20 protein-coding genes, 1 tRNA gene and 1 pseudogene are annotated in these 24290 nt (G+C 57.5%); 12 read left to right on the plus strand and 10 right to left on the minus strand.

Going from position 1 to position 24290, the window contains the following annotated elements:
• Positions 1 to 32 precede the first annotated feature (32 nt).
• The gene (locus RRH01S_RS06860) at positions 33 to 3935 is read right to left on the minus strand and encodes an ATP-binding protein (RefSeq protein WP_042470400.1); all 3903 of its coding nucleotides are present in this window, start codon (positions 3933 to 3935) and stop codon (positions 33 to 35) included.
• 362 nt (positions 3936 to 4297) lie between these two features.
• On the opposite strand from RRH01S_RS06860, the gene RRH01S_RS06865 reads away from it, so the two are divergent.
• The 3 genes from RRH01S_RS06865 to RRH01S_RS06875 are packed head-to-tail and all read left to right on the plus strand — an operon-like array spanning position 4298 to position 7091.
• Positions 4298 to 4921 (plus strand): hypothetical protein, encoded by a 624-nt coding sequence (locus tag RRH01S_RS06865; protein ID WP_042470402.1) that lies wholly within the window; start codon positions 4298 to 4300, stop codon positions 4919 to 4921.
• 20 nt (positions 4922 to 4941) lie between these two features.
• The gene (locus tag RRH01S_RS06870) at positions 4942 to 6792 is read left to right on the plus strand and encodes an AAA family ATPase (protein ID WP_234711656.1); all 1851 of its coding nucleotides are present in this window, start codon (positions 4942 to 4944) and stop codon (positions 6790 to 6792) included.
• The gene (locus RRH01S_RS06875; RefSeq protein ID WP_042470406.1) at positions 6789 to 7091 is read left to right on the plus strand and encodes a hypothetical protein; all 303 of its coding nucleotides are present in this window, start codon (positions 6789 to 6791) and stop codon (positions 7089 to 7091) included. Before RRH01S_RS06870 ends, RRH01S_RS06875 begins: the two co-directional genes overlap by 4 nt.
• 115 nt (positions 7092 to 7206) lie before the next feature.
• Here RRH01S_RS06875 and RRH01S_RS34160 read toward each other — a convergent pair whose 3' ends face one another.
• Both RRH01S_RS34160 and RRH01S_RS33125 read right to left on the minus strand, forming a co-directional pair.
• On the minus strand, positions 7207 to 7491 hold the full coding sequence (locus RRH01S_RS34160) for a hypothetical protein (RefSeq protein WP_131597818.1): 285 nt from the start codon (positions 7489 to 7491) through the stop codon (positions 7207 to 7209).
• Positions 7492 to 7516: 25 nt separating this feature from the next.
• A complete protein-coding gene (locus RRH01S_RS33125) occupies positions 7517 to 9499 on the minus strand; it encodes a DNA cytosine methyltransferase (RefSeq protein ID WP_052365181.1) in 1983 nt (660 codons plus the stop codon).
• 166 nt (positions 9500 to 9665) lie between these two features.
• Here RRH01S_RS33125 and RRH01S_RS34765 point away from each other — a divergent pair, with 166 nt between their 5' ends.
• The 3 genes from RRH01S_RS34765 to RRH01S_RS06900 all read left to right on the plus strand — a co-directional run bounded on the left by RRH01S_RS34765 (position 9666) and on the right by RRH01S_RS06900 (position 12773).
• Entirely contained in the window at positions 9666 to 10028 is a 363-nt protein-coding gene (locus RRH01S_RS34765) for a hypothetical protein (protein ID WP_052365183.1), read from the plus strand.
• A 580-nt stretch (positions 10029 to 10608) separates the two neighbouring features.
• Positions 10609 to 12324 carry a retron Ec67 family RNA-directed DNA polymerase/endonuclease gene (locus tag RRH01S_RS06895; protein ID WP_042470410.1) on the plus strand — a complete coding sequence of 572 codons (1716 nt, stop codon included), beginning with the start codon at positions 10609 to 10611 and terminating at the stop codon, positions 12322 to 12324.
• Positions 12325 to 12458: 134 nt separating this feature from the next.
• Positions 12459 to 12773: a hypothetical protein gene (locus RRH01S_RS06900; RefSeq protein WP_042470413.1), complete on the plus strand. Its 315-nt coding sequence runs from the start codon at positions 12459 to 12461 to the stop codon at positions 12771 to 12773.
• Here the strand turns inward: RRH01S_RS06900 and RRH01S_RS06905 are convergent.
• A complete protein-coding gene (locus RRH01S_RS06905) occupies positions 12770 to 13099 on the minus strand; it encodes a hypothetical protein (RefSeq protein WP_131597820.1) in 330 nt (109 codons plus the stop codon). The two genes, RRH01S_RS06900 and RRH01S_RS06905, sit on opposite strands and share 4 nt — an antisense overlap.
• A gap of 223 nt (positions 13100 to 13322) precedes the next feature.
• Here RRH01S_RS06905 and RRH01S_RS06910 point away from each other — a divergent pair.
• Positions 13323 to 13399 (plus strand) — tRNA-Ile (locus RRH01S_RS06910).
• A 42-nt stretch (positions 13400 to 13441) separates the two neighbouring features.
• Here RRH01S_RS06910 and RRH01S_RS06915 read toward each other — a convergent pair.
• The gene (locus RRH01S_RS06915; protein WP_042470416.1) at positions 13442 to 14281 is read right to left on the minus strand and encodes a DUF559 domain-containing protein; all 840 of its coding nucleotides are present in this window, start codon (positions 14279 to 14281) and stop codon (positions 13442 to 13444) included.
• 658 nt (positions 14282 to 14939) lie between these two features.
• Here RRH01S_RS06915 and RRH01S_RS06920 point away from each other — a divergent pair.
• The gene (locus RRH01S_RS06920; RefSeq protein WP_161600001.1) at positions 14940 to 15596 is read left to right on the plus strand and encodes a serine/threonine-protein kinase; all 657 of its coding nucleotides are present in this window, start codon (positions 14940 to 14942) and stop codon (positions 15594 to 15596) included.
• A 109-nt stretch (positions 15597 to 15705) separates the two neighbouring features.
• Positions 15706 to 16203 carry a hypothetical protein gene (locus tag RRH01S_RS06925; RefSeq protein WP_131597824.1) on the plus strand — a complete coding sequence of 166 codons (498 nt, stop codon included), beginning with the start codon at positions 15706 to 15708 and terminating at the stop codon, positions 16201 to 16203.
• A 564-nt stretch (positions 16204 to 16767) separates the two neighbouring features.
• On the opposite strand, the gene RRH01S_RS06935 is transcribed toward RRH01S_RS06925, so the two are convergent.
• The 3 genes from RRH01S_RS06935 to RRH01S_RS06945 are packed head-to-tail and all read right to left on the minus strand — an operon-like array spanning position 16768 to position 19069.
• Entirely contained in the window at positions 16768 to 17313 is a 546-nt protein-coding gene (locus tag RRH01S_RS06935; protein ID WP_042470430.1) for a hypothetical protein, read from the minus strand.
• A 41-nt stretch (positions 17314 to 17354) separates the two neighbouring features.
• Complete coding sequence (locus tag RRH01S_RS06940) at positions 17355 to 18515, minus strand: hypothetical protein (protein WP_042470433.1); 1161 nt, start codon at positions 18513 to 18515, stop codon at positions 17355 to 17357.
• A complete protein-coding gene (locus tag RRH01S_RS06945; RefSeq protein WP_042470436.1) occupies positions 18512 to 19069 on the minus strand; it encodes a DUF4365 domain-containing protein in 558 nt (185 codons plus the stop codon). The genes RRH01S_RS06940 and RRH01S_RS06945 overlap by 4 nt, the downstream gene beginning before the upstream one ends.
• Positions 19070 to 19258: 189 nt before the next feature.
• Between RRH01S_RS06945 and RRH01S_RS06950 the strand changes: the two genes are divergently transcribed.
• Positions 19259 to 20602: a hypothetical protein gene (locus tag RRH01S_RS06950; protein WP_042470439.1), complete on the plus strand. Its 1344-nt coding sequence runs from the start codon at positions 19259 to 19261 to the stop codon at positions 20600 to 20602.
• Between the two features lie 29 nt (positions 20603 to 20631).
• Here the strand turns inward: RRH01S_RS06950 and RRH01S_RS34340 are convergent, their stop codons facing one another.
• A complete protein-coding gene (locus RRH01S_RS34340; RefSeq protein WP_165586799.1) occupies positions 20632 to 21249 on the minus strand; it encodes a hypothetical protein in 618 nt (205 codons plus the stop codon).
• Here RRH01S_RS34340 and tnpC point away from each other — a divergent pair.
• Positions 21208 to 22509 (plus strand): annotated as a pseudogene (gene tnpC / locus RRH01S_RS06960) (IS66 family transposase); the annotation flags it as partial. The gene RRH01S_RS34340 and the pseudogene tnpC sit on opposite strands and share 42 nt — an antisense overlap.
• Before the next feature lie 43 nt (positions 22510 to 22552).
• On the opposite strand, the gene RRH01S_RS06965 reads toward tnpC, so the two are convergent.
• Complete coding sequence (locus RRH01S_RS06965) at positions 22553 to 22975, minus strand: hypothetical protein (protein ID WP_042470444.1); 423 nt, start codon at positions 22973 to 22975, stop codon at positions 22553 to 22555.
• A gap of 460 nt (positions 22976 to 23435) precedes the next feature.
• Here RRH01S_RS06965 and RRH01S_RS06970 point away from each other — a divergent pair, with 460 nt between their 5' ends.
• Complete coding sequence (locus RRH01S_RS06970; protein ID WP_042470447.1) at positions 23436 to 24038, plus strand: histidine phosphatase family protein; 603 nt, start codon at positions 23436 to 23438, stop codon at positions 24036 to 24038.
• Positions 24039 to 24290 lie beyond the last annotated feature (252 nt).

Consider the following 24290-nt stretch of genomic DNA (forward strand, 5'->3'; position numbering starts at 1 on the left):
AACTGCAAAGCAAACACCGCTCCAGTGTCAGACTAGGAGTACAGCACACCAATTACTTTGCGCGCGGATATGATGGTGGGGACGCCGTGCGTTGCCTCCAAGTATGCAGTCGCTACGACCAAGGAAGATCCCAGGCCGCCAATTGTTTCCAGCTGTCGCAAGTGGCTCCACTTGCCGGGCAGGCGAGCACCGACCCTCTTGAAAACGTTGGCGCCGTCATCCAGAGCTACCGCAACGAGACGTCCTTCCCAAAGATCCAGATCTTGCGCCGAAAGTTCCGCGCCGCCGAGGATGATCTGGCCCGGCAGTGCCAATGGAATCGCGCTCTCTTCTTTCACGCGATAGGCGACTGCGACCTGTGCCAGTTCGGGCACCTCTTCAATTTGGATCGCTTCGTTGCCGCCAGGAGGTGGTGGCATGTCACTAAAGATCGCGCCAACGATTCTATGTAATCGGATCTGGCTCTCATCAAAGGTTAAAGTTGGGCGGCGAACGCGGGGATCTGGCATCTGGGCCGCGAGCGAAACTCCGATCGAGCCGGTAGACTTCACCAAACGCCGCGCCAGCACCTGGCCCCTCGGGCGTGCGATGACTAGATTTTGATCACTCCCCGGATATGGATCCACGTCGACGATCGCCACCGATCCAGAGGGAATGGCGAATCCTAAAGTTTCGCCCCGAACGTAGTATAGCGCCTTGTTTTGGAACCAGTTGCCGATCACCTGCTCGTCGGGAACGTCCTGCGATCCGCCTTCCGGCGCGCTGCCAACGAATGCGGCAATGTCAGGGAAGACCGGTACCGCGAAACCCGGTACCGAAATTGCCTTCAACGGAACGATGTTGTTCGCAGCTCCCGCGTGAGTAAGCGGCTCGCGCCATCGATAGAGGCGGAACTGCTCGTGGACGTCCTCGATGGCGGTGCGCAGCTGGGCGAAATGCGCCGCAACGGCCTTCACGTCGCCATACGTGATGGATGGCTTCTGATGGTGTGAGGCATTGAGGATTCGCCTTGCCTCCGCGTCGGAGGCAAGGCCAGGATGGTCGACGAATCGCTTAAGAATAGGATTGCGGAACAGTTCCCCCTGATTAGAAGCGATCAACCCCCTCAAGCGATCGACGAGTGGTGATAGGGTGAGCGCTTGGGTCGCACTTGTGTAAGCTGGATGCGTCGTCTCGTCGAACAGGTCGCCCAGCCGGACTTCGAGGAAAACTCGCAGCGCGGAGGCATAGTCCTGCGCTTTCACTGCATCGTCTGGGTTGTTGACGAATTCATCTTTTTTTCGATCGACTTCCTCTACCGCCAGCGACATGCCGAGCTTTGGACGGACGCGATTGACGGGATGGACCGACAGGTGCTCGACGGAATCGCTTGGCCGATTCTCGGCCACAAGGGAGCGTGCAAACTTCCGATCATGCGTAGTCACCAGCAGTTGAGCTTGGGTGTCGGCCAACTTCGACAAGCCTCGTGCCAGCCGCTCTCGGTTGTCATTATCGAGCAGTTCTTGGGGATCATCCAGGACTAACGTCCGCAGACCGCCTCGGGACCTCAGGACGTGTTCCCTGAATGCTAGAAAGAATCCAAGCAAGGCGGCTCGAAGCGAGGATGCATTGGAGATGTGCTGTGCCGGCGCTTCTACGCCTTGTCGGCCCACCCGAAGCTCGAGAACGCCCCTGGCATCCATGGCGGTTCCTGTTAGATCCGGGGCGAAATCCGTTGCATTTCTGAACATTTCCTTGCGCCAGTATTCCGAGCGACTGTGGAGCCTGGACCGCAGGCCATCCACTTGGGTGTGGGCAAGTGCTCCGAGTGGTGTGATGAACGCAAGAGCCTTCACAGCTTTCCGGCACGCTTCTATGCGGTCCAATCCGTTGACGTATTCGGCGCGTGCTCGCTCCATTCGCTCGACATGTCCCAAAGCCCTGTTGAGGGGAGTCACGCCCTCGACGATCGAAAGGAGCGTCGCCAGCCTGCTTCCGACCGCTCGCTCAGCATCGACGCCTTCGGACTCGCCCTTCAGGACGATCGTCCAAATCTTGCGGATATCTGCTGCGCTCGAGACTCGCCACTGGGCGAAGGCCGACGCCCGCACGATCCTGCCAAGCATCTGCCGAAGTGCCCTTGCATCTGACAGGCCATCGGGGAAGGTCGGTGTTTCGGGCTCCTGGAATACCGGCATTGCAGCGACTCGCTCGTCGAACAGCTGGGCCGCATCTGCCTTGAGTGCATGCAAAGCACCCGCGAATACCTCTGTCGCGAACAGCTCGTCGATCAGGCCGATGCGCAGCAGATCGACCGGTGCGGTCGGCAAGTCGGCCCCCACCTCGCGTTTGATGCCATCGGGTAGCTCCTGAAGGAGTCTCCCAATCCAGTAAGACGACCATTCTCCAATGGTCCGAGCCATCGTCTCCCTGTCCTTGGCAGCGTCCTCAAGGTCCTTGCGGATCAGATTGCCGGTCACCGGATCTTGCAACTCATCCAGAGACCTGCTGCAAATCGGACACTCGGTTCCATTCTCAAGAGAATGCTGATGCATCCAGGCGGAAACCCTGGCGTAGAGCTGGGCACGACATGCCCGATTAGGGTCGAGCGCCAACTGGCTCAGTATCATAGCCTGGGCTTGTACTTCTGCGAGGAGCCCACAGATTGTCTTTTCGTCGCCGTCCTCCATTTTCAGGGTCGACAGCTTCGCGATGGCAGGTAAAGTCTTGGCGTGGTTCAGCTGTTCAATGGCGGGGCGAATGCTCTTCTCGAGATCGTCTCGTGATTGCTTGTTCTCCGGATTGAAGTGACTCCCGAGAACCTTGGTGGCAGAAGCTAGTCCTACCGCTTTAAGATCGTAAAAATGCTTGGAGATGGTCTCTAGACGGGTCTTGCAATTAGCTTGATGAATGTTCGGCGCCGGCTCATCCAATGCCATCACCTCGTACTCCAAAAGTTCTCGAGCGAGGTCGTCGGCAGGTTCGCGATATCGGGTTTGGGTCTTTTCGGAGAGCTCTTCAAGCTCTGGCACACTGCGTTTTTCGATGCGGTCAGAAAGCTTCTCGGAGTGTTTGGACAGATCGACGAGATCAGACAATCCGGTGAGGCGCGCAACGGCCTCGCCCAATTGGGAGACGGAGCCCACGGATAGGAACGGCAGGAGTGCTGGCATTGTAGTAGCTATCCGCCATGCAACCGGATCAAGACCAATTGATTCGAGATCAGGTGGCGTCTCTATGATCTTGCCTCTCGGCGCGCGAGACTGAGAACGTCGAAGGGTGGGCAGCAAGTTGCCATCGCCATCGCTGAATGTGAGCTCCACCCATGTGTCCGCTGGGATCGGCGCGCCGTCTGCGGGCAGATCGCTTTCGGCGTCGGGCATAGGCGTGACTGCCGACATCGCATGTGCCGACGTTTCCGCATCGTTGCGCCTTACCTCACAGTTGAATTCGGTCGGGCCGGCTTCGGGCTGGCGTTGCGATCGAATCAGATGGCCCGTCAGGCACCATACGATCGCATTGGCGATGGACGTCTTCCCGGATCCATTGGCGCCTTCAAGTAGGGTTACGTTTTTTTTAGGAGAGAAGTCGAAATCCTCGGGTGGCTCATTGGCGCGGCCATAGGCATGCAGACCAGCGAAGCGGTGCGCTTTCAGCCCCAGGAGATGAAGAAGCAGCTTCGGCTTGGAGATCGGTCCATCTGCATGCGAAGCAATGGTTGGAGGCTCGGAGCCGACCAAATTAATGACCGCGTCGGCGTCGGGTGCGTTTTGGTTCGCCGTCCACTTATTCGGGTTTCGACGATACCAATCTAAGATCGCTCGAGCGTCGTCGGACGCGATCTCAAGTATTTTTCCATCGGTCAATGCTATAGATCGACCGCTCACAAGATCCGCTAACAGTACGTCCGTGGTCAGAAGATGAAGCTCTCTAATCGCGCTTTGATTCTCGGTCATCAATTGCTCCCCATGTTGGTGACAATTGAACAACGACTCTTGGTTGTCTAGTGCGCTGGTTCGATTCGCGCGAAGTTTCGAAAGAAGCCGCCAGGAATGACCCGTGATGAGCTGTCGGACTCTAACGAAGAGCACCTTAGACTGATCACATTCGAAGATATGCGACCTGCTGGGTGAATGATCTCGAACGCGGTTGGCGCCGGCGTTGACATGTGCCTCGGAGCACAACAAATATTCTATTGACGCCGGCCATTTTGTTCCCTATATGTTCCGATATGGGACACAATCTTCGAATATCCACGATCCGTTGACACTGAACGCCGCTCCTGCGGCCGGTATCATCGTGTGTTGGATTTTCGAACATGGAAAAGCTTGCTGCTGACCACTCCATTCTCGACGCGGCCTTTCGTGAAGCGTCACTGAACATTTTCTTTCCACTAGCCACAGTCCGCTGCCCCGATCGACCAGCCTTCAGGAACCAGATCGCGCGCGATCTTGGCTGCCTTTTGGACGTGGACGACACGGTCATCGCCTGGTCCTGCCTGTGCTTCGGCGTCCACGTCGAGGATCGCGTACACGTGGTCGATTTTATGGTCGATCATTTCGACGGAACGCGCGAGTTCCTTGACGTAGTCGAGTTCTTCGGAGACCCCGCGGTGACGGAGACGATCGCATGCATGAGGCGACGGCACCGTTTCGTCACTTTGGGCGAAATCTATTCCGGACATCGGCTTCAGAATGCGAAGGACTTGCTGCGCTATGGAAGGCATCGCACGCCTCTTAACGATCGCGTGAGACTGCTAGCCGCCCTGGACGAGGCCGGGTCCATGATGATCGGCGAAACGTTCAGCCTCTTTCGGGAGGTGCCGCCTCTGACAGCGATCGCATGGATGACGCTGCATAGGTTCATCTCTATCGATCTCGACGAAGCGCCGATCGGGCCGGACACCTTGATCCGTCGCTCTAGCAACGAGGTGGTGCGATGAACCGGCGACGCACTACCACCATGACCATCGCTTCCGCGACCTATGGAATCGCCCTGAAGGCCGCGATGAGGCTCGGGGGCGCCTTCGTGAAAGGAGCGAACTTCCGGCAAACGGTCGTCATCGTGAGATTGCCTTTGCAGGCGGACGAAAGAGGTTACGAAACCGCGGCTGGGCTGCTGATCAAAGGCGCCCCCGAACTTGCTGGCTTCCTGCTTTTGAGAGCTGACGTCACGCGGAGGGGCGTTCTTGACGTTGAAAAGCTGGACGACGCTCTCGATCTCGGCCGTCCGCTCATCGTTCTGTGGCCCGCCAGCTTGACGGTGCCTACGTATATCATTGCGGCAGCGGACAGAATTGTCGACGTCCATCCAGTCCGAGCATATCATCTCGTTTCCGCCGTCAAGCAAGTCGAGGGGCAGACGCTGGACATCAGCGAGGCGGTCAAGCTTCTTGAATACCCTCTTCATTGCATGTTCGCCGCATTGCGCGCCGGACGTCCTACTGAGTTAGTCCTGAAGCGGCTTCAAGCTTCGTGTTCTGCCTCCGGTTTGCCGCCCGCGGCCCCCGGCCTCGACGAGCTCGAAGGCTACGGCGACGCACGAGACTGGGGACTTGCGTTGGCGGAGGATATCCGGGCTTGGGGCAGGGGTGAGATCCCATGGTCGGAGGTCGACCGAGGTATTCTCCTCAGTGGGCCGCCAGGATCGGGGAAGACGCTTTTCGCCTCTGCGCTGGCTCGCACCTGCGGAATCGAAATCGTCGCGACGTCTGTCAGCCGGTGGCAGTCGATGGGACATTTGGGCGACATGCTCGGGGCAATGCGGAAAAGTTTTCAGGAGGCTGCCTCAAAGAAACCGTGCATCCTTTTTCTCGACGAGCTCGACAGCATTGGAGACCGGGCCAGTTTTAAGGGCGATCATGTCCAGTACTCGACGCAGGTCGTAAATGGCCTGCTGGAACTCGTCGATGGGCACGACCGTCTCGAGGGCGTCGTGTTGGTGGGCGCCACAAATTTCCCTGAAAAGATCGACCCCGCACTCCGGCGGGCCGGTCGACTAGATCGCCACCTCGAAATTCTCTTGCCGAGCACAGAAACCCGAATGTCGTTGTGCCGGCGATATATCCGCACTGATATGCGTGCGGGCGATATCGAACGTATCGTTCTGGCCACTCTCGGTTTCAGTGGCGCGGACTTTGAAAAACTTGGCCGCGACGTGCGTAGAACTTCGCGAAAGGAGGCGATCGAAATCACTGCGGACATGGTTCTCGCTCTTCTTCCGCCCGCGCTGAAAATCGAAGGGGAGCGGCGGCGAACCGTGGCGGTGCACGAGGCCGGTCACGCTGTTGTCGGTATTCAGGTCGCCGTCGGACGGTTGGAAAGCGTGGTTGTCGCTAGCGACATCCGCGGAAAACGGGTCGCCGCGGGACTTACTCACTTTGTTCTCGACGGTGACGTCGAGCGTGACAGGCAGACCTTCTTAAACCAGATCGCAATGCTGCTGGGAGGACGGCTGGCGGAAGAAGTCATTCTCGGATCGGCATATGAAGGATCGGGCGGCGAAGGGTCTGATATCCACCACGCGACGGACCTCGCGACCTTGATGGAGGTTCAACTCGGCATGGGGGAGACGCTGGGTTATTTCCGGGCAAGCTCTTCGGTCGAGCTTGAGGAACTTCGCCGTCGGGTTCCCGCCGTGCGCGAACGCGTTGAGAACGTTCTTCTGAAGCAGTGGAAGCGCGCGCGAGCCATCGTCGAGGAGCATGTCGATGTCATTGAGCTGGTGGCGTCGCAACTGGCTGCCAAGGGTCGTCTCGATGGGGCTGAAGTGGAACAGATGCTGTCGACGAAACGGCAGGAGACGTCGCCATGACGAACCCGAGGGACGCCTCCTGGAAGCTCGTCGTCAAGGGCCTGAAGAACAAGGCGGTCGCCGGCCGGAAAGGGATGATCGCCCAAGTGCTGAAGGACGTCGGCGGTGACGCCGCGCCGGTTCGAGAGGCTAGGAAAGTTTTGCTGACGATGTCGGTCGATGCGCTCTCCGGAACGCCACGGTTTATCGACGTTCACGGAGAAGGAGAAGTCTGCTTGATCGCGTTCGCTGATCTCCTGGACATCCTGGCCGACCCTCCGCCAAGCTTGGCGGAGGTAATGGGCAGAGACGCAGGGTGATCAAGACGATCGTCACGGTCCAAACGTGCTGCCGGGCTGGAAGACGCATCCGGTAAGCGTGGCCTCGATGGATTCGGGCATGTGTCGAAGTATCGCCTGCGTCGAGCGACCGCCTCTAAAAGGAGCGAGTAAAACGATTGTATTGTTCGATCCACGGACGCTCGATAACCACGTCGTCGACGAAGATTCTCCCGCCTTGGCGTATTTGGACTTCGTCCGGATTGCCGCGACGCCGCCCTTCTGGGAGGCAGGCGAGTGCCCGATCGAGGATCTCGAACGCGACGTTGCTCAGTTCGTAGCGTCTGCCGACCTCGCTGTTTTCCGCGCCGTCATACTTTCTGTGGAGATGCGTGAGGGCGTCCCGCCCGAGAACCTGGAGAATTAGCTGCATGTCGATCATGAGGTTTTACCTAACTGCGTACCGCTTAAGTCGGTGACAGCTCTTTCGATTGAAGAGACGGCACCATGGGCGGAGCTTCAACAACACAACGTCGGAATGGGTCCTCCGCACAGGGCTGCTCTCGCAGGATTATCGAGTAGTCGAAGTTCTTTCCGGTCAGCGCAGACCTAACAGCGAGCCCGATCGCCTGACCGATCACGGGAGGGACCGCATTTCCGACCTGGCGGGCGCTCGAATCCTTGCCCCCGGTGAAAGTCCACCAGTCGGGGAATCCTTGCAGCCTGGCGCGCATCCGGAGCGTGAGCTGCGGAAGGAAGGCGTCGCCGGCCCTGTCTGCCTGCTCCTGAGTAGGCGCGGCGTCGGCGACGGTAGTGATGTCCAGACCCTTCGAAGCCCAGCGGACCGCTTCCTTCTCGCGGGCGCCCCCCTTTCGACCCACGATCGTGGAGGCAAGTTGACCGCGCCTCTCGACGCCGTCGCGGACCACGATCGTGCTACGGCGCGCCTCGGCCCAGGCTTTAGCTCCATTCCACCCGTTCGCCGCCATGAGATCTTCGAGGACGTCGCCCAGATTGGAACGCCACTCGGGAAAGGTGGGTGGCGCACGAAACGCTGCCATCGCGTCACTCTTCATGCCTACGAAGAGGATTCGGGTTCGTTCCTGGGCAAGGCCATAGTCCTCGGCTTCCATCCTAATGATTTGAATGGAGTATCCAGAGCTCTTAAAGTGCCTAAGGAAGTTCCCGACATGGTCCGCATGGCGGGCGTGCAGCAATCCCGCGACATTCTCAAAAACGAATGCGGTCGGTCGGATCTCGTCAACCACTCTTGCGCACTCAAGAAGCAAATCCCGAGGATCGTTTTTTCCAAGGCCCTTGCCGTCCACCGAGTAGGGCTGACAGGGCGGCCCCCCGACAACCAGGTCGATCCGCTCCTTGCGGTATGGCGTGAAATCGATCTTGCGGATGTCGCCCTCGACCACATTCCACAAAGGTCGGTTCTGTCGCAGGGTCGCTGCGGCATTCTTGTCGAACTCGAAGAGCGCGACCGGCTCGAAACCTGCCGCCTCGAGCCCGACAGACATCCCACCGGCGCCCGCGCAGAGTTCGACGACCTTGAGACGCAGGACAGGAATTTCTGTCAGAGGCTTCCCCCTCGAAGGAAAGACGTCTTCCCATTTTGGCGGGATCGAACTCGTCATGGGGTGAAGGCACTCTACGACGTCCGTGAGGATCGCAGTAAAGCGCGTCGAGTTGTCGAGTGCGAAGAAACCGTGCTTGTCACCAGGCGGCCCCTCTGTCAGGGCGCGAATGGCGGCATGGGCAAGCGCGACGTGGTGTGTATCGCTGGTCACTGGCTGTTTAAGAATGTCGTTCAAGGACTGATCGTATCTACCGAACACGGCTTCAAAACGCGGCAGCGTTTCAAGCGCCTTGGCTCGGAGCTTTTCGTGAAGTGCCTCCCGACCTTCCAACTTTGTCCCGAGAGAGTGAAGCTGGTCGAGAAGGACCATGAGCTCGGCAATCCGATGATCGACGTCGTTGACGGCAAGGGTGGCCCGGCGTCGGGCGATCAGCGAGGATTTCTTGAAACCGGCTTTGGTCCACTGCGCAACGTAGGAGAGCTTATTCTTCCGGAAGTACGTCCGAAGGGCGGAAACGTCCTTGGACCCTAGCGTCGCGCCAGCACGCATGCGGGCGAGCGCTTCGTTGCGTGCTTCGTCATCCGCGCCAGCGAGCGCTTTCAGCATCGGGAACTGGACCCGCGCTTCTCGCAGCATCTCTTCAGAGCCCTTCAGGGTCTTTGTGACTTTGACGAAGGTGCCGGCCTCGACGAGATCCATCTCGCATCCCGCGTGGAGGAAATGCGTGACCTCCTTCGGAGAGAGATGTCCTAGCAGCTCCTCGACTTCCTCCGCCATCTTGAACAGCCGGTCGGAGATCTGCTGCTGTAGGCTTCGTATCGCCCTCTTGGCGTTCTTCAGCGCCTCGTTCTTCAAATCCGACATCTAAACCGTCCCGCATATGAAATCGGTACGTGTCATATCGGGACATTCATTGCTGGACCGGCAACCCAATCGTTAAAATCGCTTGCAACTGCAGATTTGTGCCGATCACGCAATTGCTTGAGATCATGGAGCGATCTACAACGGTTTGAACTGGAGGATCTTGGGCTTGTACAATCTGCTGATGAGCGGAAACGTTGATGAGTGGAACGTCGCGATCGGCAGCGTCAACGAGACCACTTTTCCGCTGGCACGCTACCTCGAATATACGGAAGAGATTATCGAACAGCGGCTGAAACCGATAACCTCCGAGACCGTGGCGTTTCTTTCGCAACTGTCGACGCTGTTCATGAGCGAGCTTCAAACCGAGGCAAATGGAAGGCAGTTCCTAAGGATTCGTGTTGGTAAGGTACCCACGATCTCCGATTACGAGGCAGGCCTTCGCCGCGTTCCGGGGGAGGCGGTCGCCGCAATGGAAGCGCGCTTTAATGAGGACGAGCGAGGGAAGCTAGCGGGAATGGAGCCGCTTTGACAGTCGATAGTGAGCTCGGATCCTTCGGTCGCGGCTTCGTACAGGGCGAAGGACGCCGTCGACTTCTATCTGCAGGCAATCCGGCCGGGTCTTTGGACGAACAACGTTACGATCCGCTCGACGCGAATGGCGCGCATGTACGAGCCCGGCGCGTGGGTCCCGAGGGTCTCACCGACGCCGCTGCTGATGGTAATGGCCTCTCACGACTACATCACGATGACGGACCTGGAGCTGGCGGCCTACGAGTGCGGGCCCTCGAGCCGAAGAAGCTGGTGATGATTGAGGGAGGGCACTTTGATCCGTTCCTGTCGAATTCGAGAGGGCGAGCGGCGCTGCGGGGACTCGTTCACGAGGCATCTTGGTCGGCCGTAACATTGCACTGAAGTCTCTGGTTTATCTTGGAGAAGCGCCTTGACCAACACGGCAGAATCACAATTAGTGCAATCAAGGCTTGCGGATAGATTCTGCTATTGTGTTTCGCGATAGTTGATACCAGTGCGCGGGGCATTGCCCTACGCATTCCTTACGGACTGTTCACCCATGGTCCGATGACTTGGCAAACGAGTTTCCGCAAGCCTCAATGTCCGATCTCAGTGCACTACGAAACGCGACGACTCTCCCGCGGCTTGCAAGGCTGCTAAAGCTCAAAGGCGAGTACCTATCGCATTCGCTTTACTGGTATCGGCAGTCAAATCCCTACGCCACCTTCTCGATCCTTAAAAAGGGCGGCGGACGCCGGCTCATCGAAGCACCCAACTCTCGCCTGAAGCTGGTCCAATCCCGCCTGGCCGATCTTCTGATGCGCATCGAAGCGGAGATGGAGAACAAGCGCACGACCAAGGCGAGGGTCCTGGCGCATGGCTTCAAGCCAGGATATTCTATTATGACGAATGCGGCGCTCCACCGTAACAAGCGCTGGGTCTTCAACATTGATCTGAAGGACTTCTTTCACTCGATAAACTTCGGACGCGTCTACGGTTTTCTTCTGAAAGATAGAAACTTCGAGCTTGCACCAAAGACCGCGGCTGTCATCGCCCAGATCGCCTGCCACAACAACAGGCTGCCACAGGGCAGTCCGTGCTCACCGGTCATATCCAATCTCATCGCCCACGTGCTCGACTTAAAGCTTAACAAGCTGGCGAACGCGCATAGGTGCACATACACTCGCTACGCGGACGACATCACCTTCTCCACGAACGAGAAAGAATTCCCAGAAGCCGTGGCAAGACTCGTTCGAGGCAGCGAAGACAAGTGGGTGGCAGGAGACAAGATCCTTCGCGAGGTTTACCGGGCGGGCTTCAAAATCAACCACGACAAGTCGAGGATGCAACGTCGGGATTCCCGCCAGGACACGACGGGGTTGATCGTCAACCAGAAACTCAACGTGCGCCACGAATACTACAAGCAGGTGCGCGCCATGTGCCATCATCTCTTCGTACATGGATACGCCCATTCGGGCCTCGGTGCCGGCAGGGATCCCGTTAAGAACGAATCCGTCGACGGGATGCTGGGGTTCATTCATCAGGTGCGCAGTCTGAAAAACGCCGGATTTTTCAAAACCGATCAGCCAGGTTTCAGTTCGCTCTACGGGAAGTTTTTAGACTATCAGGCCTTCTACGGCATTCTGCGTCCCCGGATCATCGGAGAGGGGAAGACCGATAACATCTACATTCGATCAGCCATAAAACGCCTCGCCGGCAAATTTCCGTCACTGATCGAACCATCGTCACCACTTGCGGAGGCAGTCGACTTTTTTCACTACAACACGCGGAGCGCGCTGTTCCAGGATTTGTCGGGCGGTACGGACGAGATGCACAAGCTTCTGAGCTCGTATCGAGCGCGCACGTCGTCCTTTAAGCACATCGCGCGGCATCCTGTTATCATGGTTGTGGACAACGACGCAGCCTCGGCGAAGATATTCGCTCACCTCAGCAACATCCTGGGAACGGCGGTTGGCGGTATGGACCCGTTCTACCATGTGTACGAAAACCTGTATCTAGCACCGATCCCAAAGACCACGGGCCACGTCGCGGTCGAAGACCTCTTCGATGCCACGGTACTTGCTCAGACGATAAATGGCCGAACCTTCAACCCCAGCAACAAGAAGTTCGATCAGAGCGTCTATTACGGCAAGAACGAGTTCGCTACGAAGATCGTCGCACCCCAGCGAGCCACGATTGATTTCACCAAATTCGAGCCGTTGCTGGCTGCTTTTGTGGATATCATGGCGGATTACGAGAAGCGCTATGCGGGGGCGTTGGCGGCCTTAAAAGGTGGAATTGCTGCCGCGGCATAGACCGCGTTTAGCGGTAGCCGCGTCGTAGATGACGGTCCACCGTCGTAATTCTGCGTGTTGGCTGGGCGACTTGGATTGTTGCGCCGGCAGGATAATAATAATCTCGAGATTTTACTGTGAGGATCGGGGTACCCATGTCGACCGCTGCTTTCTTTCGCACACAAAACACCCAGGTTCCGACGCGAGTCGCGGATCCGTTTATGCTGCCATACGCCAAGCACCTTCAGTTCTGTATGGACGTCGGTTATGTTCGCCGTGCTGAGAAAGTTGTTCAAATTCTTTCCCAGTATGACCTGGCCGCTGAGTCCGAAGTCGCAAAAATTGTGAGAAGCGCTGCTGCTTGGTTGGTTGCCGCGGAGAGCTACGAGGCCGAGCATGGCTCTGGATCATATTTCAACCCAACGCATCCGAAACACCTGGAGGCGCTTGCGAGGATCGAAGCCCGCTAGACGGACCAGGTTGATGCCGTCTGGGCGTCCTTCAATGCATCTTCGAGTTCTTCCGTTTCGACCCACTCACCATTTTCCAAGACTGCGAAGAGCGTGTCCGAACTACCGTCTTCATATTCGATCTCGCAGCTATACGCCTCAATGAGGTCGTCTTCATTCGGGGAACTCTTTAGCAAGAGTTTCTTGATGTTTACCTCGCGCTGAGCTCCCAGCGCGGCTGCTCGGCTCGTAAAGAGGCCGAGCGGGCCGCCTTCGGCATCCACGGCGTCGAAGACCAGGACGCCGTCGATCTCAATCTCCACAGTACCTTCATTGAAAAATTGCATCGAAACATCTCCATCGAACTTGGTCATACTCATAATGGGATGTCAGCTAACAATTCGTTTCTGAGATGTGAGGAGTTCCTGATGGCCGAAATTGAAGGCCTAAACGGACCATTCGCGATGGGACGGCGACCTGATGATCGTATTCGTCGACCGTCAGAAATGGTGTCGATTTTCGGGTGGCCGTCTTGAAGCGGCGCACCCGGCTCTCTATTCAATGTCTGCTGGGCCTGTAGCTCAATTGGTTAGAGCCGACCGCTCATAACGGTCTGGTTGCAGGTTCAAGTCCTGCCGGGCCCACCATCAAGGAATGTGGAAATGGCACGCCCGGAGTGGCAGTTGTCGCTAACGGCGTACAGCAAGCTTCTTCAGCAAATGTAGATGTAGGTCGGCGGTCGCCTCACTTGGATCGCGGAAAATTTCCGAGCCGCTGTAGCGGAGAACATAATAATCATTCAGGGCGAGCTTTCGATCCCGTATCCGGTCGGCCGCGAATACCTCGGGCTCGATATGATAGTCTCGGCCGTCGCACTCCACGACGACCTTCACATTTGGGACGCTGGGCATCCACATCAAGAAGTCAGGCCGATAGCTGATCCCACCGAAGTGAATGATCGGCTGAACGAAGCAAAAAACGTGGTGGTCAAAGACAAAGAAAGGGAAGCGATCGAAGGCGTCGCGGCGATCTTTTGTCGATAGCTCACCCTTAGAAACCAGCTTGTCCAAATAAGCTTCGAAATCATCAAAATATGCGAACTCTCTAATGAATTCCGCGCGATCAGGGGCGGACATGTGGTTCGCGTCCTCCAGGATGCTTTCGACTTCCAGTTCATGGCCTCGGCTCAGATCCCAGCGAAGCTGGATTAGGTACTCGACACGCTTGATATCGTCTTCGATATCCTCCGTCGTCGACCTGAACTCGACTGCGAATGCCTTTGTGGTCATCGCCCGGATAATCATCGACCCCATGAACGCCTGCTCCATCGGGGAGTCGACGTAATCAACCAAATGGAGGCTTCGTGTCATCCAATCATGGAAATGACGGACCATCACCTGCTCCGACAATTCGGCGGCGTTCGCGCCGGGGTAATCACGGCGCACCATTTCCAAGCCATATTGCTCGAGAGCTTCCTGGTCCCTCAACAAGTCGAAAAGTTCTATTCGCTCTTGGTTATCGATGGGCATTGGAGGTCGGACCAAGTTTGTCGACGTCCTACCTATCCGCCAAATGCTTTTAAATAGTAAATCGGTCTTCCTGTACCTGGGTGCTGCCGCTCCCGGCTGACCCCGCGCGGAAATCAGGAGTTGACAACCCGAGCGATCCTGTTTCCACCCTGTCGCTGCGGGCGAAGCGAGATGCACAGTGTTGGAGGCTCAGGCTTTGTGTGTGTGTTTTCCCCCGCGACCTAAGTTGATCCCGGTAGTACTCGCGAAAGTCCTGGAACGGTGGCCGGAGGCGACGGTATGGACCCGTCCATTCCGCGACGCCCGCCTCGGCTCCTATGTCGAACGTCCTGCACTAACCACCTCGGTGCTCATCTCAGACGCTGTCGCTTGCGAATTTCTCAACGGCGCCTTGAAGTCGGCCTGTGGAACTTCTGCCGGCCCAGTGGCAGACATCATCGATCAAAAAGGGCACAGGTTTGTTCGCCACGCAATCGCATAAATTTGAAAGGTATTAGGCAGCAATTGCCACAATTTTCAAACCCGCGAGAGCCACAGGCTTTTTCGTCTTGTCCCTTTCGTGGACGTTGAACCCTCGCCGTGGTGGCCGTTCGCATTGCCCTTTCTGATGATCGCAGGTGGTCGAAAGGGTTCGATTCGTACGAGTGGAACGGAATTCATGGCAAGGGTGTATGGCAAGCGTTGGCAAGGAATTGAAGGCGACCTGGGCCAAGGAGGGCAGGCACGGGTGTACACTGTCATTGATCTTACCGACGAGGACGCCGGACCCTATGCGCTCAAGCGCATCCTGAACCCCAAGCGCGCCGATCGCTTTAGAAGCGAGGTAGAGGCGATCAAGGCGCTGTCCCATAAAAACGTCATCCCGCTCATCGACCACTCCGCACTGGACGTGGAAGCAGAAGCTGATGACGAAAAGCGTTATCTTGTCATGCCCCTTGCCAAGGCAGGCGATATCGGTCGGATTGCCGCCGAATTTTTATCGGATCTTGGGCGGGTGTTGCACGTGGCTATCCAGATCGCCCAGGCGTTGAATGCAGCTCATGAAAAGAAGATCATTCATCGCGACGTCAAGCCGGAGAACATCCTTCGTTCCGGTGATGGCGATCACGTTTGGATATCTGACTTCGGAATCTGTCTCATAGACGACGGGCGAGCGCACTATACTCCGGACAGTGAGGTCGTCGGCCCGACGCTCTTTATGGCACCAGAGCAGGAAAGGGACGGTCATCTGGACGCCACGCCCGCTGCCGACATCTATTCGCTTGGCAAGGTGATCTATTTCCTTTTTTTCGGGAGGTATCCGCTTACCCCGTGAGAACCTGGATGATGAGAAGTTTGCGAAGCCCATCGCGGGCACGGGACTGGAGGGACTTCGGCTTCTACTAACTCAGATGATCTGCCCATTGGAACAGCGGCTTAAGACGATGGACGTGGTTCTCGCCCGGCTTCAACGCTTACGCGCGCCTGACACGCCCCTGGCGCTTTCGCCGGCAGGTTACGAGGTGCGGAACCGTGCTGTTGCGAAGATAGCGGAGGAAGAGCGATCTCGCTCTGTCGCGCGTGAGGAAAAAGCACGCTCTACGGCGTTGCGGAATGCAGCTCTTGAGATGCTGTACACGTTCGTCGCAGATCAAGCTAAAGCCGGCGCTGAAGCCCTCAGCGTCGAAGGTGCGGTCCGCGCTTGGGTCAAAACGTCGACGAGTGGGCAGCGGTTGCCCATAGGGGCGCGCGTTTTCATCCAGCTTGCTTCCATCGAAGTGTTTTACCAAGAGGTCGTGAACGCCAATGCGCGGGTGTCGGCATTGCAGTTCCACGTAGTTAAGTCTACCCGAGCGACATCGAACGCCCAGTTGTCCGTAGTTGTAGGCATTACGCTGATGGAGCCTGACCTTCGTCCGGTCAGGGATGTTCAGCCTTCCTGAGGCAGGACAGGCTTGGGGGAACGAGATACCGGATGACCGGCTCGTCACCGACGATCCTGGAGTGTGAACTAAATCGCGTGGCCGAAGTCGAAGCAGACATAAAGGCCTTTGTCAGAGATGCCCTATCGGCGCTGCCAGATCTAGCGAGCGGCGGATCAAGAGCGTTCGTCGAGATGAGGTTTGCGAAGCCCCGCCGCTAGTATCAGGCCGGCTTCCCGCCTGTGTCTGCGAATGCCGCAACTTCTGCGGACCTTGAGCTTCGAGAAGGAATTAAGCAATGCGACGCTTGTTGACCTTCTTCTCGACGTCGGGGATCCTCGAAGCACGGTCACGCTTCGACTCCGTAAGGCGCGGCGTCGGCTCTTCGTTATTTCGACGTGCGCATCCGAAGGGAGGCCGGCGATCATCGAGTCCGCAGGAGGTCTTGTCTGCATGCTTGCGCTTGATGACCTCATCTATGTCGTGATCGAGAAGGGACCGAGTAGGAAAGGTCATGAAGGCTGTAAGGCAACAGCTCTGAGGCGATCTTTGGGGAGGTCGTTCCATCGTGGCATTGTCCCGATTTCAGAGCGCCGTCGCTGGTACCAGAATCGCCAGTTCTCGGCGATAGGCGGTGTTAATCTGCACAGGCGCATTGCGGATATATGCGACCGCTTCGGCACGACGCTCTTCCGGCAAGCTGTTCAGATAAGTCGCCACCTCCTCGACGGAAGGTATTCGCCCTTCCTCCCCGTGGAACTTTGGGGGTAGGGCGGTCCAGATCACTGCGTCGACGCCTCGATCCCCCGCCCATCCGGAAAGGCCGGGTAACACCGCGGGATCATCCTGCCCGACGCGCCATTGTCCGATATGGTGGCGATGCGGCTTGCCCTCCCTAAGCCGGAGCATCTCGGCCGCTTCGTCCGGGTCGTCCGAATTCATTTCGGCCCATTTGGAAACGACCGGCTCGGCAGTCGGCACGATCACCAGAGTGATGCGCCCGAACTCCTTTCCTGACTGGCGGACGAACTCGACCCGGATCGTCTGGCCGTCGGGCAGCCATTCCGATCTGAGGGGCAGTTCCCTTGGATCCCAGACAAGCGACCCCCAGCCCAAGCAAGCGATTTTCATGAATATCTCCCTGTCTCGATGATCGAGGATTGAGACACTGCCTAGGTTTCTTGCGGCAGCGAGGCAGGCTGGCCCGCGGACAACCATTCAAATTTTTCTACGTTGGCGAGCTGTCGGGGCTGGCGACCTTGCCGAAGCCGACCACTCAGGCGTACGTAGGAGCCGTGCTTGAGGTGGGCCGCATTTGCCTTCAGATAGTCCTCTGCGTTCAGATCGACCCGAGCTCTGACGGTCTCGCCGTCCGGCAGGAGCAGCGCCAGCATCACCGGTCCGGCACGCCTGCCGTCCGCGCCCATCACGCCTTCCATCCGCTCGACCGTGCCGATGAAAGAATCCTCCTCGTCGTCATCATCCGCCTTCAGCGCACGACGAACGTCTTCGATTCGGGAGAAGTAGTCGCGCTGCAAACGGATCGGGCCGGCATTGCCCCTTGCAAGGGTAGGGCGTTTCGGCGACCAGACAAACCCCACGTCGAGGGCATTGTTTATGTGTTCGTCGTGCATGCCCGCAAGGGCGTCGCAGAGGTTCGCGGAAATTATAGGCGAGGAGGAGGCGCGCAATTCCTCTACAAGTGAATCAAGGGTATCGGCCTCGATCGCTTTGACGAGCTGCGTCATCGCGTTCTGAAGGGAGATGGTCACCTGCCGTACGAATGGGGCGTCCTTTTCGTCGAACTGAAGCTTGCCTTGCGCATCAAGCGCGTTGATCGCGCAGGACACGCTCAGTATGAAGCTACCTTCCTCCGTCTGCCCGAACTTGGAATGGTCGATGAACTGAACGGCTTCGGCGAGCGACAGTTTCGGATGGCTGATCCTCGGCTGCAGCACCGTGCAGGCGCCGGCCTTCAGGAGCTTCTCCGTGTTTGCGACAAGCGTCGAGGCAAAAGGCAATGGAAGCGATCGGTCGTCGCCGTCGAAGAAGACCCTCAGCTTGAGCACGTCCTCATGAAGGCTGGACAATGCGGAATAGATGCTTCGCACGCTACGTCTCGAAATGTCGGCCAGCTTCTCGACGACGCGCTCGACTGCCTCGACATAGTCCGGCGCCGAGGTGTCCATAGGATAGATGAGCTGCCTGCGTGGATATTCCGGATGATCGAGCACGTATTGCCGATGATCCAATCCCTCCTTGAGAACGCTCCAGCCGCCCGCCTTCAGGAAGTCTCGAAGATCGATGGGCGGTATGAACTTCCCGGCACTCATTCCTCTTCCCCTTTCGCCGATGGATAGGAAGGTATCACGTCCCGTGACAAGTCTGCCATAAGCTTTGCAAGACCATCGACGTCGAACCTTTGAGCCTTCGGGATATAGATCGTCTGCGTAGTGTCGTTCGCCGACGGCCGCGCCCCTCTGAGACTCACCCAGTAGGCGCACTTACGCAACAGCAATGCGTCCTCGCTGTGGTGAAGCCAGTCGGTGCTCTCCGGCGGCAGAAACAGGACGACCAAAATCCGCGGAATGGTCAACGATTCCGCTCGAAGGTCGTCGTACCGCCGGATGCCCTTGAACGCGTAGGCGAAGGATTCGCCAACCATACTCGGCGGCCTAATCGTAGCCTTGAGCTGTATCTTCAACTCGACTTCGGTCTTGTAGCCACCATTCTGAAACGGCGCCCAGGCGACGATGCGCGCGTCGGCGCCGGCATTGTCCTCGTGACGTCCGCAACTCTCGCATGCCATGCCTGCTGCACTCGCGACGGCGTGGAGATACGCGTAGCTGAGTTCGGATTCGATGTTCTGGGATGTGAGTGGCTGCATCTCACTCTGGCGCTTCTGTGATACTTGAATGCACCTTATTATACAGGTGAAAGCTTAACCGCCAGTTGTCGGCGAATCCTTAGTGAGAAGCGCCCGATGACCTTTGCCAGTCCTTACTAGGCGTCGGACCCATTGCCTCTTCCGTTGCATTCTGCGATGAGCTCATCGCTATCGCGCGGGAGGATGCGGATGGCTCGAAATGTTCTTTGGACAGCACAGCGTCATGGACAGGACTGGGACGACCCCCATGTCCTGGCTGCACTCGATTGGATGACTTCCTTCGTCGCATCGGCGGACTGGGAGCGGCGTAAAGAGCACACGGAGACGTTCTTCGAAACGGCGAAGAGGAGCTGGGCGTCTGGCGTTCGCGTTCCGCTTTACGATCCTGCCGACGGCATCGCCTGGTATGCACAACAAGCGGCGACCTACGGCGATCACCGGCTCCGATCCGAACTGTTTGAACCCGAGGCATATCGTATCGCTCCGCTGTTTCGGCGGATAGGAATGGTGCTGGACGATCTGCAGAAGGTTGTCGGCGTCGAAGATAGGGTCGCGCGACTGATGAATGACGGACGGATGCAGCCCGACGACGGTTTCTACGAACTGCTCGTTGCTGCCGCGTATTCCACGCGTGGATGGGATGTCTCCTTCGTTCCTGAAAAGCCGGGTCTTCAGAAGCAGCAGGATCTAATTGTTGAAAAGTCACGATCGAGCTGGGCGGTCGAATGCAAACGTGCCGGCCGGTCGGAGTACGCGCGGAAGGAACGTGATGCCGGACATCGACTGGCGGACGCCGTGCACGCCCTGTCGCTTCGAAAAAACCGATCCATGCAAATCATGGCGGTGTTCGAGGACGAGGTTGCGAACCTCGATCCGTCGTACCTGGAAGAAAAGGCGCTTCGCTTCATGCGGAGACCGGGAAGTTACAGTTGGTCAGACGAAGGCGGCTTCGGCGTCGTCAGCGACGTCCAATGGAAAGGCCTTCGGCAAGTTCTCCGGGTCGACGACATAAGCTTCGGCAGCAGTCGAATGATCGAATTGTTGATAGGGGCCCATGAGCACGACGTCGACTACAGCTTGGGCGGCGCCTGGACGGCTGCAGAGGGTAGGCCTTTTCATGCGAATAGCGTCCAGCATGTCAGCCTTGTCGGATGGAGCACGAGCTCGGAGGAGTCCGCCAGACGAAAAGCGCAGCATTTCCGAGGAATAGTAGGCAGGGCATGCGAACAATTGCCCGGCGACCGACCGGGGGCAATCCATGTCGGCTATGAGGCGGTCGGGGGGAACACCGTCGATGGTCTCCGCCATCGTCTGAACAGAGAGCAGATGAAAGATTTCGATCCGGGAAGCAGCCAGCTTCAGGTCGTCTATGGAAACTACTTCATGCCTGAGCATGTAACCGATCGCAACGAGAGTTCCGCCGTCACGGAGACGATCGCATGGTATCCCGTGAAGGATTCAACGAGCGAACCGCCGTACCACATGTTGTTCGTCGACGATGAGCCCACTCCCGGTACTCACTTTCGCTCCTAGACCTCAGATTCCGGTCAGTCCTTTCCGTGTCAGTCGACCCGATCCCAGCGCGGCCGGTCCCGGTCCGCCGGCTCACCGGCCGAGATAGTGATGGTAAGCGTCGCGGCGGGCAGCAACCGCCAGGCCCAGCGGCGCTCCGCGAGCTTTTCGGAAATGATCTCGACGACTTCCTCGTCGCCTCGCACGATCATCGAAACGAGGTCATCGCTCTCCTTGTGGAGCTCGATACCCTGTCGCAGCTCAGTTCCATCCGAAAGCCTGCCACGGAGGTGAGACTCGGCGCCGGGGATGTGCCGAACGATGAACCAGGAGAGCGGCGTGGCGGTCTTCAAAAGGCCTGCATGGACCTCGCCCAAGGTCTTCGGGCATCCTTCGATGTCGGCCACGAACATCCCCGCGGCGAGCGTGGGAGAGCCATTCAGCACGTCGTCCCTCACCTGGAGGCCGCTGGCATAGTCGAAGATCTCCAACCTCAATGCCCGCGAGCGGAGATAGGACAGTTCGTTTCTGGTCCGCTGGTCGAGCCCATCGGGACGTGGGCAATAGAGAAGGTAGCGAAAGAAATCGTCGTCGACGAAGCGGACAGCCCCTCTGGCAAGCCGCATCCCAAACCACGCGCTGCCAATCGTGGCGCTCTTCCCGCCCATCTTCCTCGTATCGAGGAGATCATCGAACCGGAAAGCCTAATCTGCGCCTGCGGCGGAGGCTTGCATTGCATTGGCGAGGACGTGTCCGAGCGGCTGGACGTCATCCCGGCGCAGTTCCGCGTCATTGTCACCCGTCGCCCCAAATATGCCTGCCGCGCCTGCACCGACGGCGTTGCCCAGGCTCCCGCGCCTGCACGATTGATCCAGGCCGGGTTGCCGACAGAGGCGACCATCGCTCATGTGCTGGTGTCCAAATACGCCGATCACCTACCACTCTATCGGCAGGCCCAGATCATGAGCCGCCAAGGTATCGATCTCGACCGCTCAACACTCGCCGATTGGGTTGGTCGGGCTGCTTTCGAACTGCGTCCTGTTTTCGACGCTCTGATCGCCGATCTGAAGCGCTCGACCAAGCTGTTCATGGACGAGACCCGTGCGCCGGTCCTCGATCCTGGCTCCCGTAAAACCAAAACCGGATACTTCTGGGCTCTGGCCCGTGATGACCGACCGTGGGGCGGAGGTGCGCCGCCAGGTGTCGCCTTCACCTATGCGCCCGGTCGCGGCGGTCAACATGCCGAGCGGATATTGCAAGGGTTTACGGGCGTCCTGCAGGTGGACGGCTATGCCGGATATAATCGGCTGATCGCACTGGATCGTGTCGGCCCGGACATTCAGCTCGCCTATTGTTGGGCCCATGCTCGTCGCAAGCTGGTCGAGATCACCCGCACTGGTTCAGCGCCGATTGCTGAAGAAGGCGTGAAGCGGATTGGTGAACTCTATCGCATCGAGGCTGAGTTACGTGGTCTTTCCTCTGAAGCTCGCTTGGTCCGCCGGCAGGAACGATCAGCGCCATTGATTGCGGACATGCGAACTTGGCTCCCTCAGCATCGTGCCCGTGTCGCTGGTAAGTCGCCGCTCGGCGAAGCGCTCGCCTATATCGCCAAATATTGGGATGGCCTTTGCAGCTTCCTGACCGATGGTCGTATCGAGATCGATAACAATACCGTTGAACGGACCATCAGGCCAATTGCTCTCAATCGGAAGAATGCGCTTTTTGCCGGACACGACGCCGGAGCAGAGAACTGGGGGATCATCGCCTCGCTGATCGAGACGTGTAAGCTCAATGCCGTCGATCCCCTAACCTACATGACCAGCACGCTCACTGCCATCGTCAATGGCCATAAACAGAGGCGGATCGATGATCTGCTTCCCTGGAACTGCCCCGTAATGCATAACTCCAAGGTCATGGCCCGAAAGTAGGTTGCACGGGTCGTCGGCTTCGCGGGCGAGGCGATTGATTAAATCAACATCCAAAAGGTTTGGGACCGGCCCAACCATGGGTCCCGATGACCGGAGGCTCGATTGTTGTGATGAGCCATTCATCTGGATTACGCCAAGAAATCTCCTTGAAGCGTACTTTGAGCCTTCCGATGTCTTGCCACCAGACCATCAGGATATCAGGAGATTCCATTTCTTTTGGTTGATATTGAAACGGAACTCCCCTCGAATTGAGATCAATCAGCTTGGAATACAGGTCCGCGTTCTCCCAGAGCTTGCCTTCGTCAACAAAGGCAATTTCTTGCCGGAGTTCATGCGTGCCCGATATCCGTCTACCCCCCGTGAGGACGATGCGACCCTCTGATAGATGAGAGACATTGAGCGGAGGAGGCTCTGCATGAGCCCCAAATTCAACCGCGAAAGGAAGTCTCCGTCCTGGATAGCTCATTGACGTTCAATACATTTCCGGTGGAAAAATCTCAATTTATGAAACGGGGTGGGGCAAGGCAATCAGCATGTCCACAGAATTCAAAGCTACTGCCGCAATCTCATAGCGGTGGCCTGAAAACATCGCTTACGATTATCCCTGCGCCGACAACTACGATGCGCGGGCGATGCTGTGCCAACTGTAGAACCTCTCCGAATTGAAAACACGGGCGAATGGCTATGTCTTGCAGATGACAACGGTGTGAAGCGACGAACGATACTCGGAGCATCAACGGATTGGGCCTGTTCGTTGTTGCTCAAAGTCACCACCTTGGTTTGCGCGGTAACCGCTTAGGGTCGAGGGCTAACGAACGCCACGGCGGTTTCGCGCCAATACCAGTCATCAGACTGTCATCCAACTGGATCAAACGAGAGCCCGATATTGTCAGAATATCTTGTTTGGGAGCATTGTAGGCGGCTCGATGATTTATCTATTGCGACATGGCGAAACCGTCTGGAATACACTCGGACGATTTCAAGGCCAAATGGACTCGCCGCTAACGGACTATGGCCTCGAACAGGCTGATTTTGTTGCTAACATTCTTTCCCGTGAGCTTTCTGACGACTCTCAGTCATTCGAAATGCAAGTGAGTCCGCTGGGAAGAACTCGCGAGACAGCAAAAAGGATCAGTCATGTGCTACCTCTCGCAAGCAGGGAAGATTCCCGCCTGATGGAGGTGACGGTCGGATCATGGGACGGAATGACAAAATTTGAAATCGATTCCGAGTTTCCAGGAGTCCTTGACGGCTCAGACGTCTTTGATTGGTATTTTCGGTCAACTGATGGCGAGACCTTCGATCAAGCGTGTGATCGTGCGAAAGCTTGGCTTGCAGACGCGCAAAGTCCGACCGTGGCGATATCGCATGGGCTATTCGGCAGGATAGTCAGAGGTGTCTACTCAGGTCTGTCGAGGCGCGAAATGCTGGAATTGCCGGTGCCTCAAGATGGCTTCTATCGTCTCCACAAGGGCGACTTCAGCTTTATCGACGGCTCTTCATTGACGACAGCGCCCTCCCTGACGTGATGTAGGACGGCTGCTTTGGGCCGAGGGCAGACGGCCGCTTCGTTCGGAACGCGCCAATTGCGGTCATTGCCGAATAGATTACCTTTGCGGCTCCGACTAAATTCACAGTGATGCGGGCGAACGCGCTATTGCGAGGATCGAGAGTACTGCCTTGGAATAGCTCAACAGTGCGAACCGGCTAAACGGTAAACCGGACATCATTTCCGGAGCTTTTGGATCATAGACTCACGCTCTGGGCGAGATAGCCTGTGG

Source organism: Rhizobium rhizogenes NBRC 13257, from assembly GCF_000696095.1.
Taxonomy (GTDB): Bacteria; Pseudomonadota; Alphaproteobacteria; order Rhizobiales; family Rhizobiaceae; genus Rhizobium; species Rhizobium rhizogenes.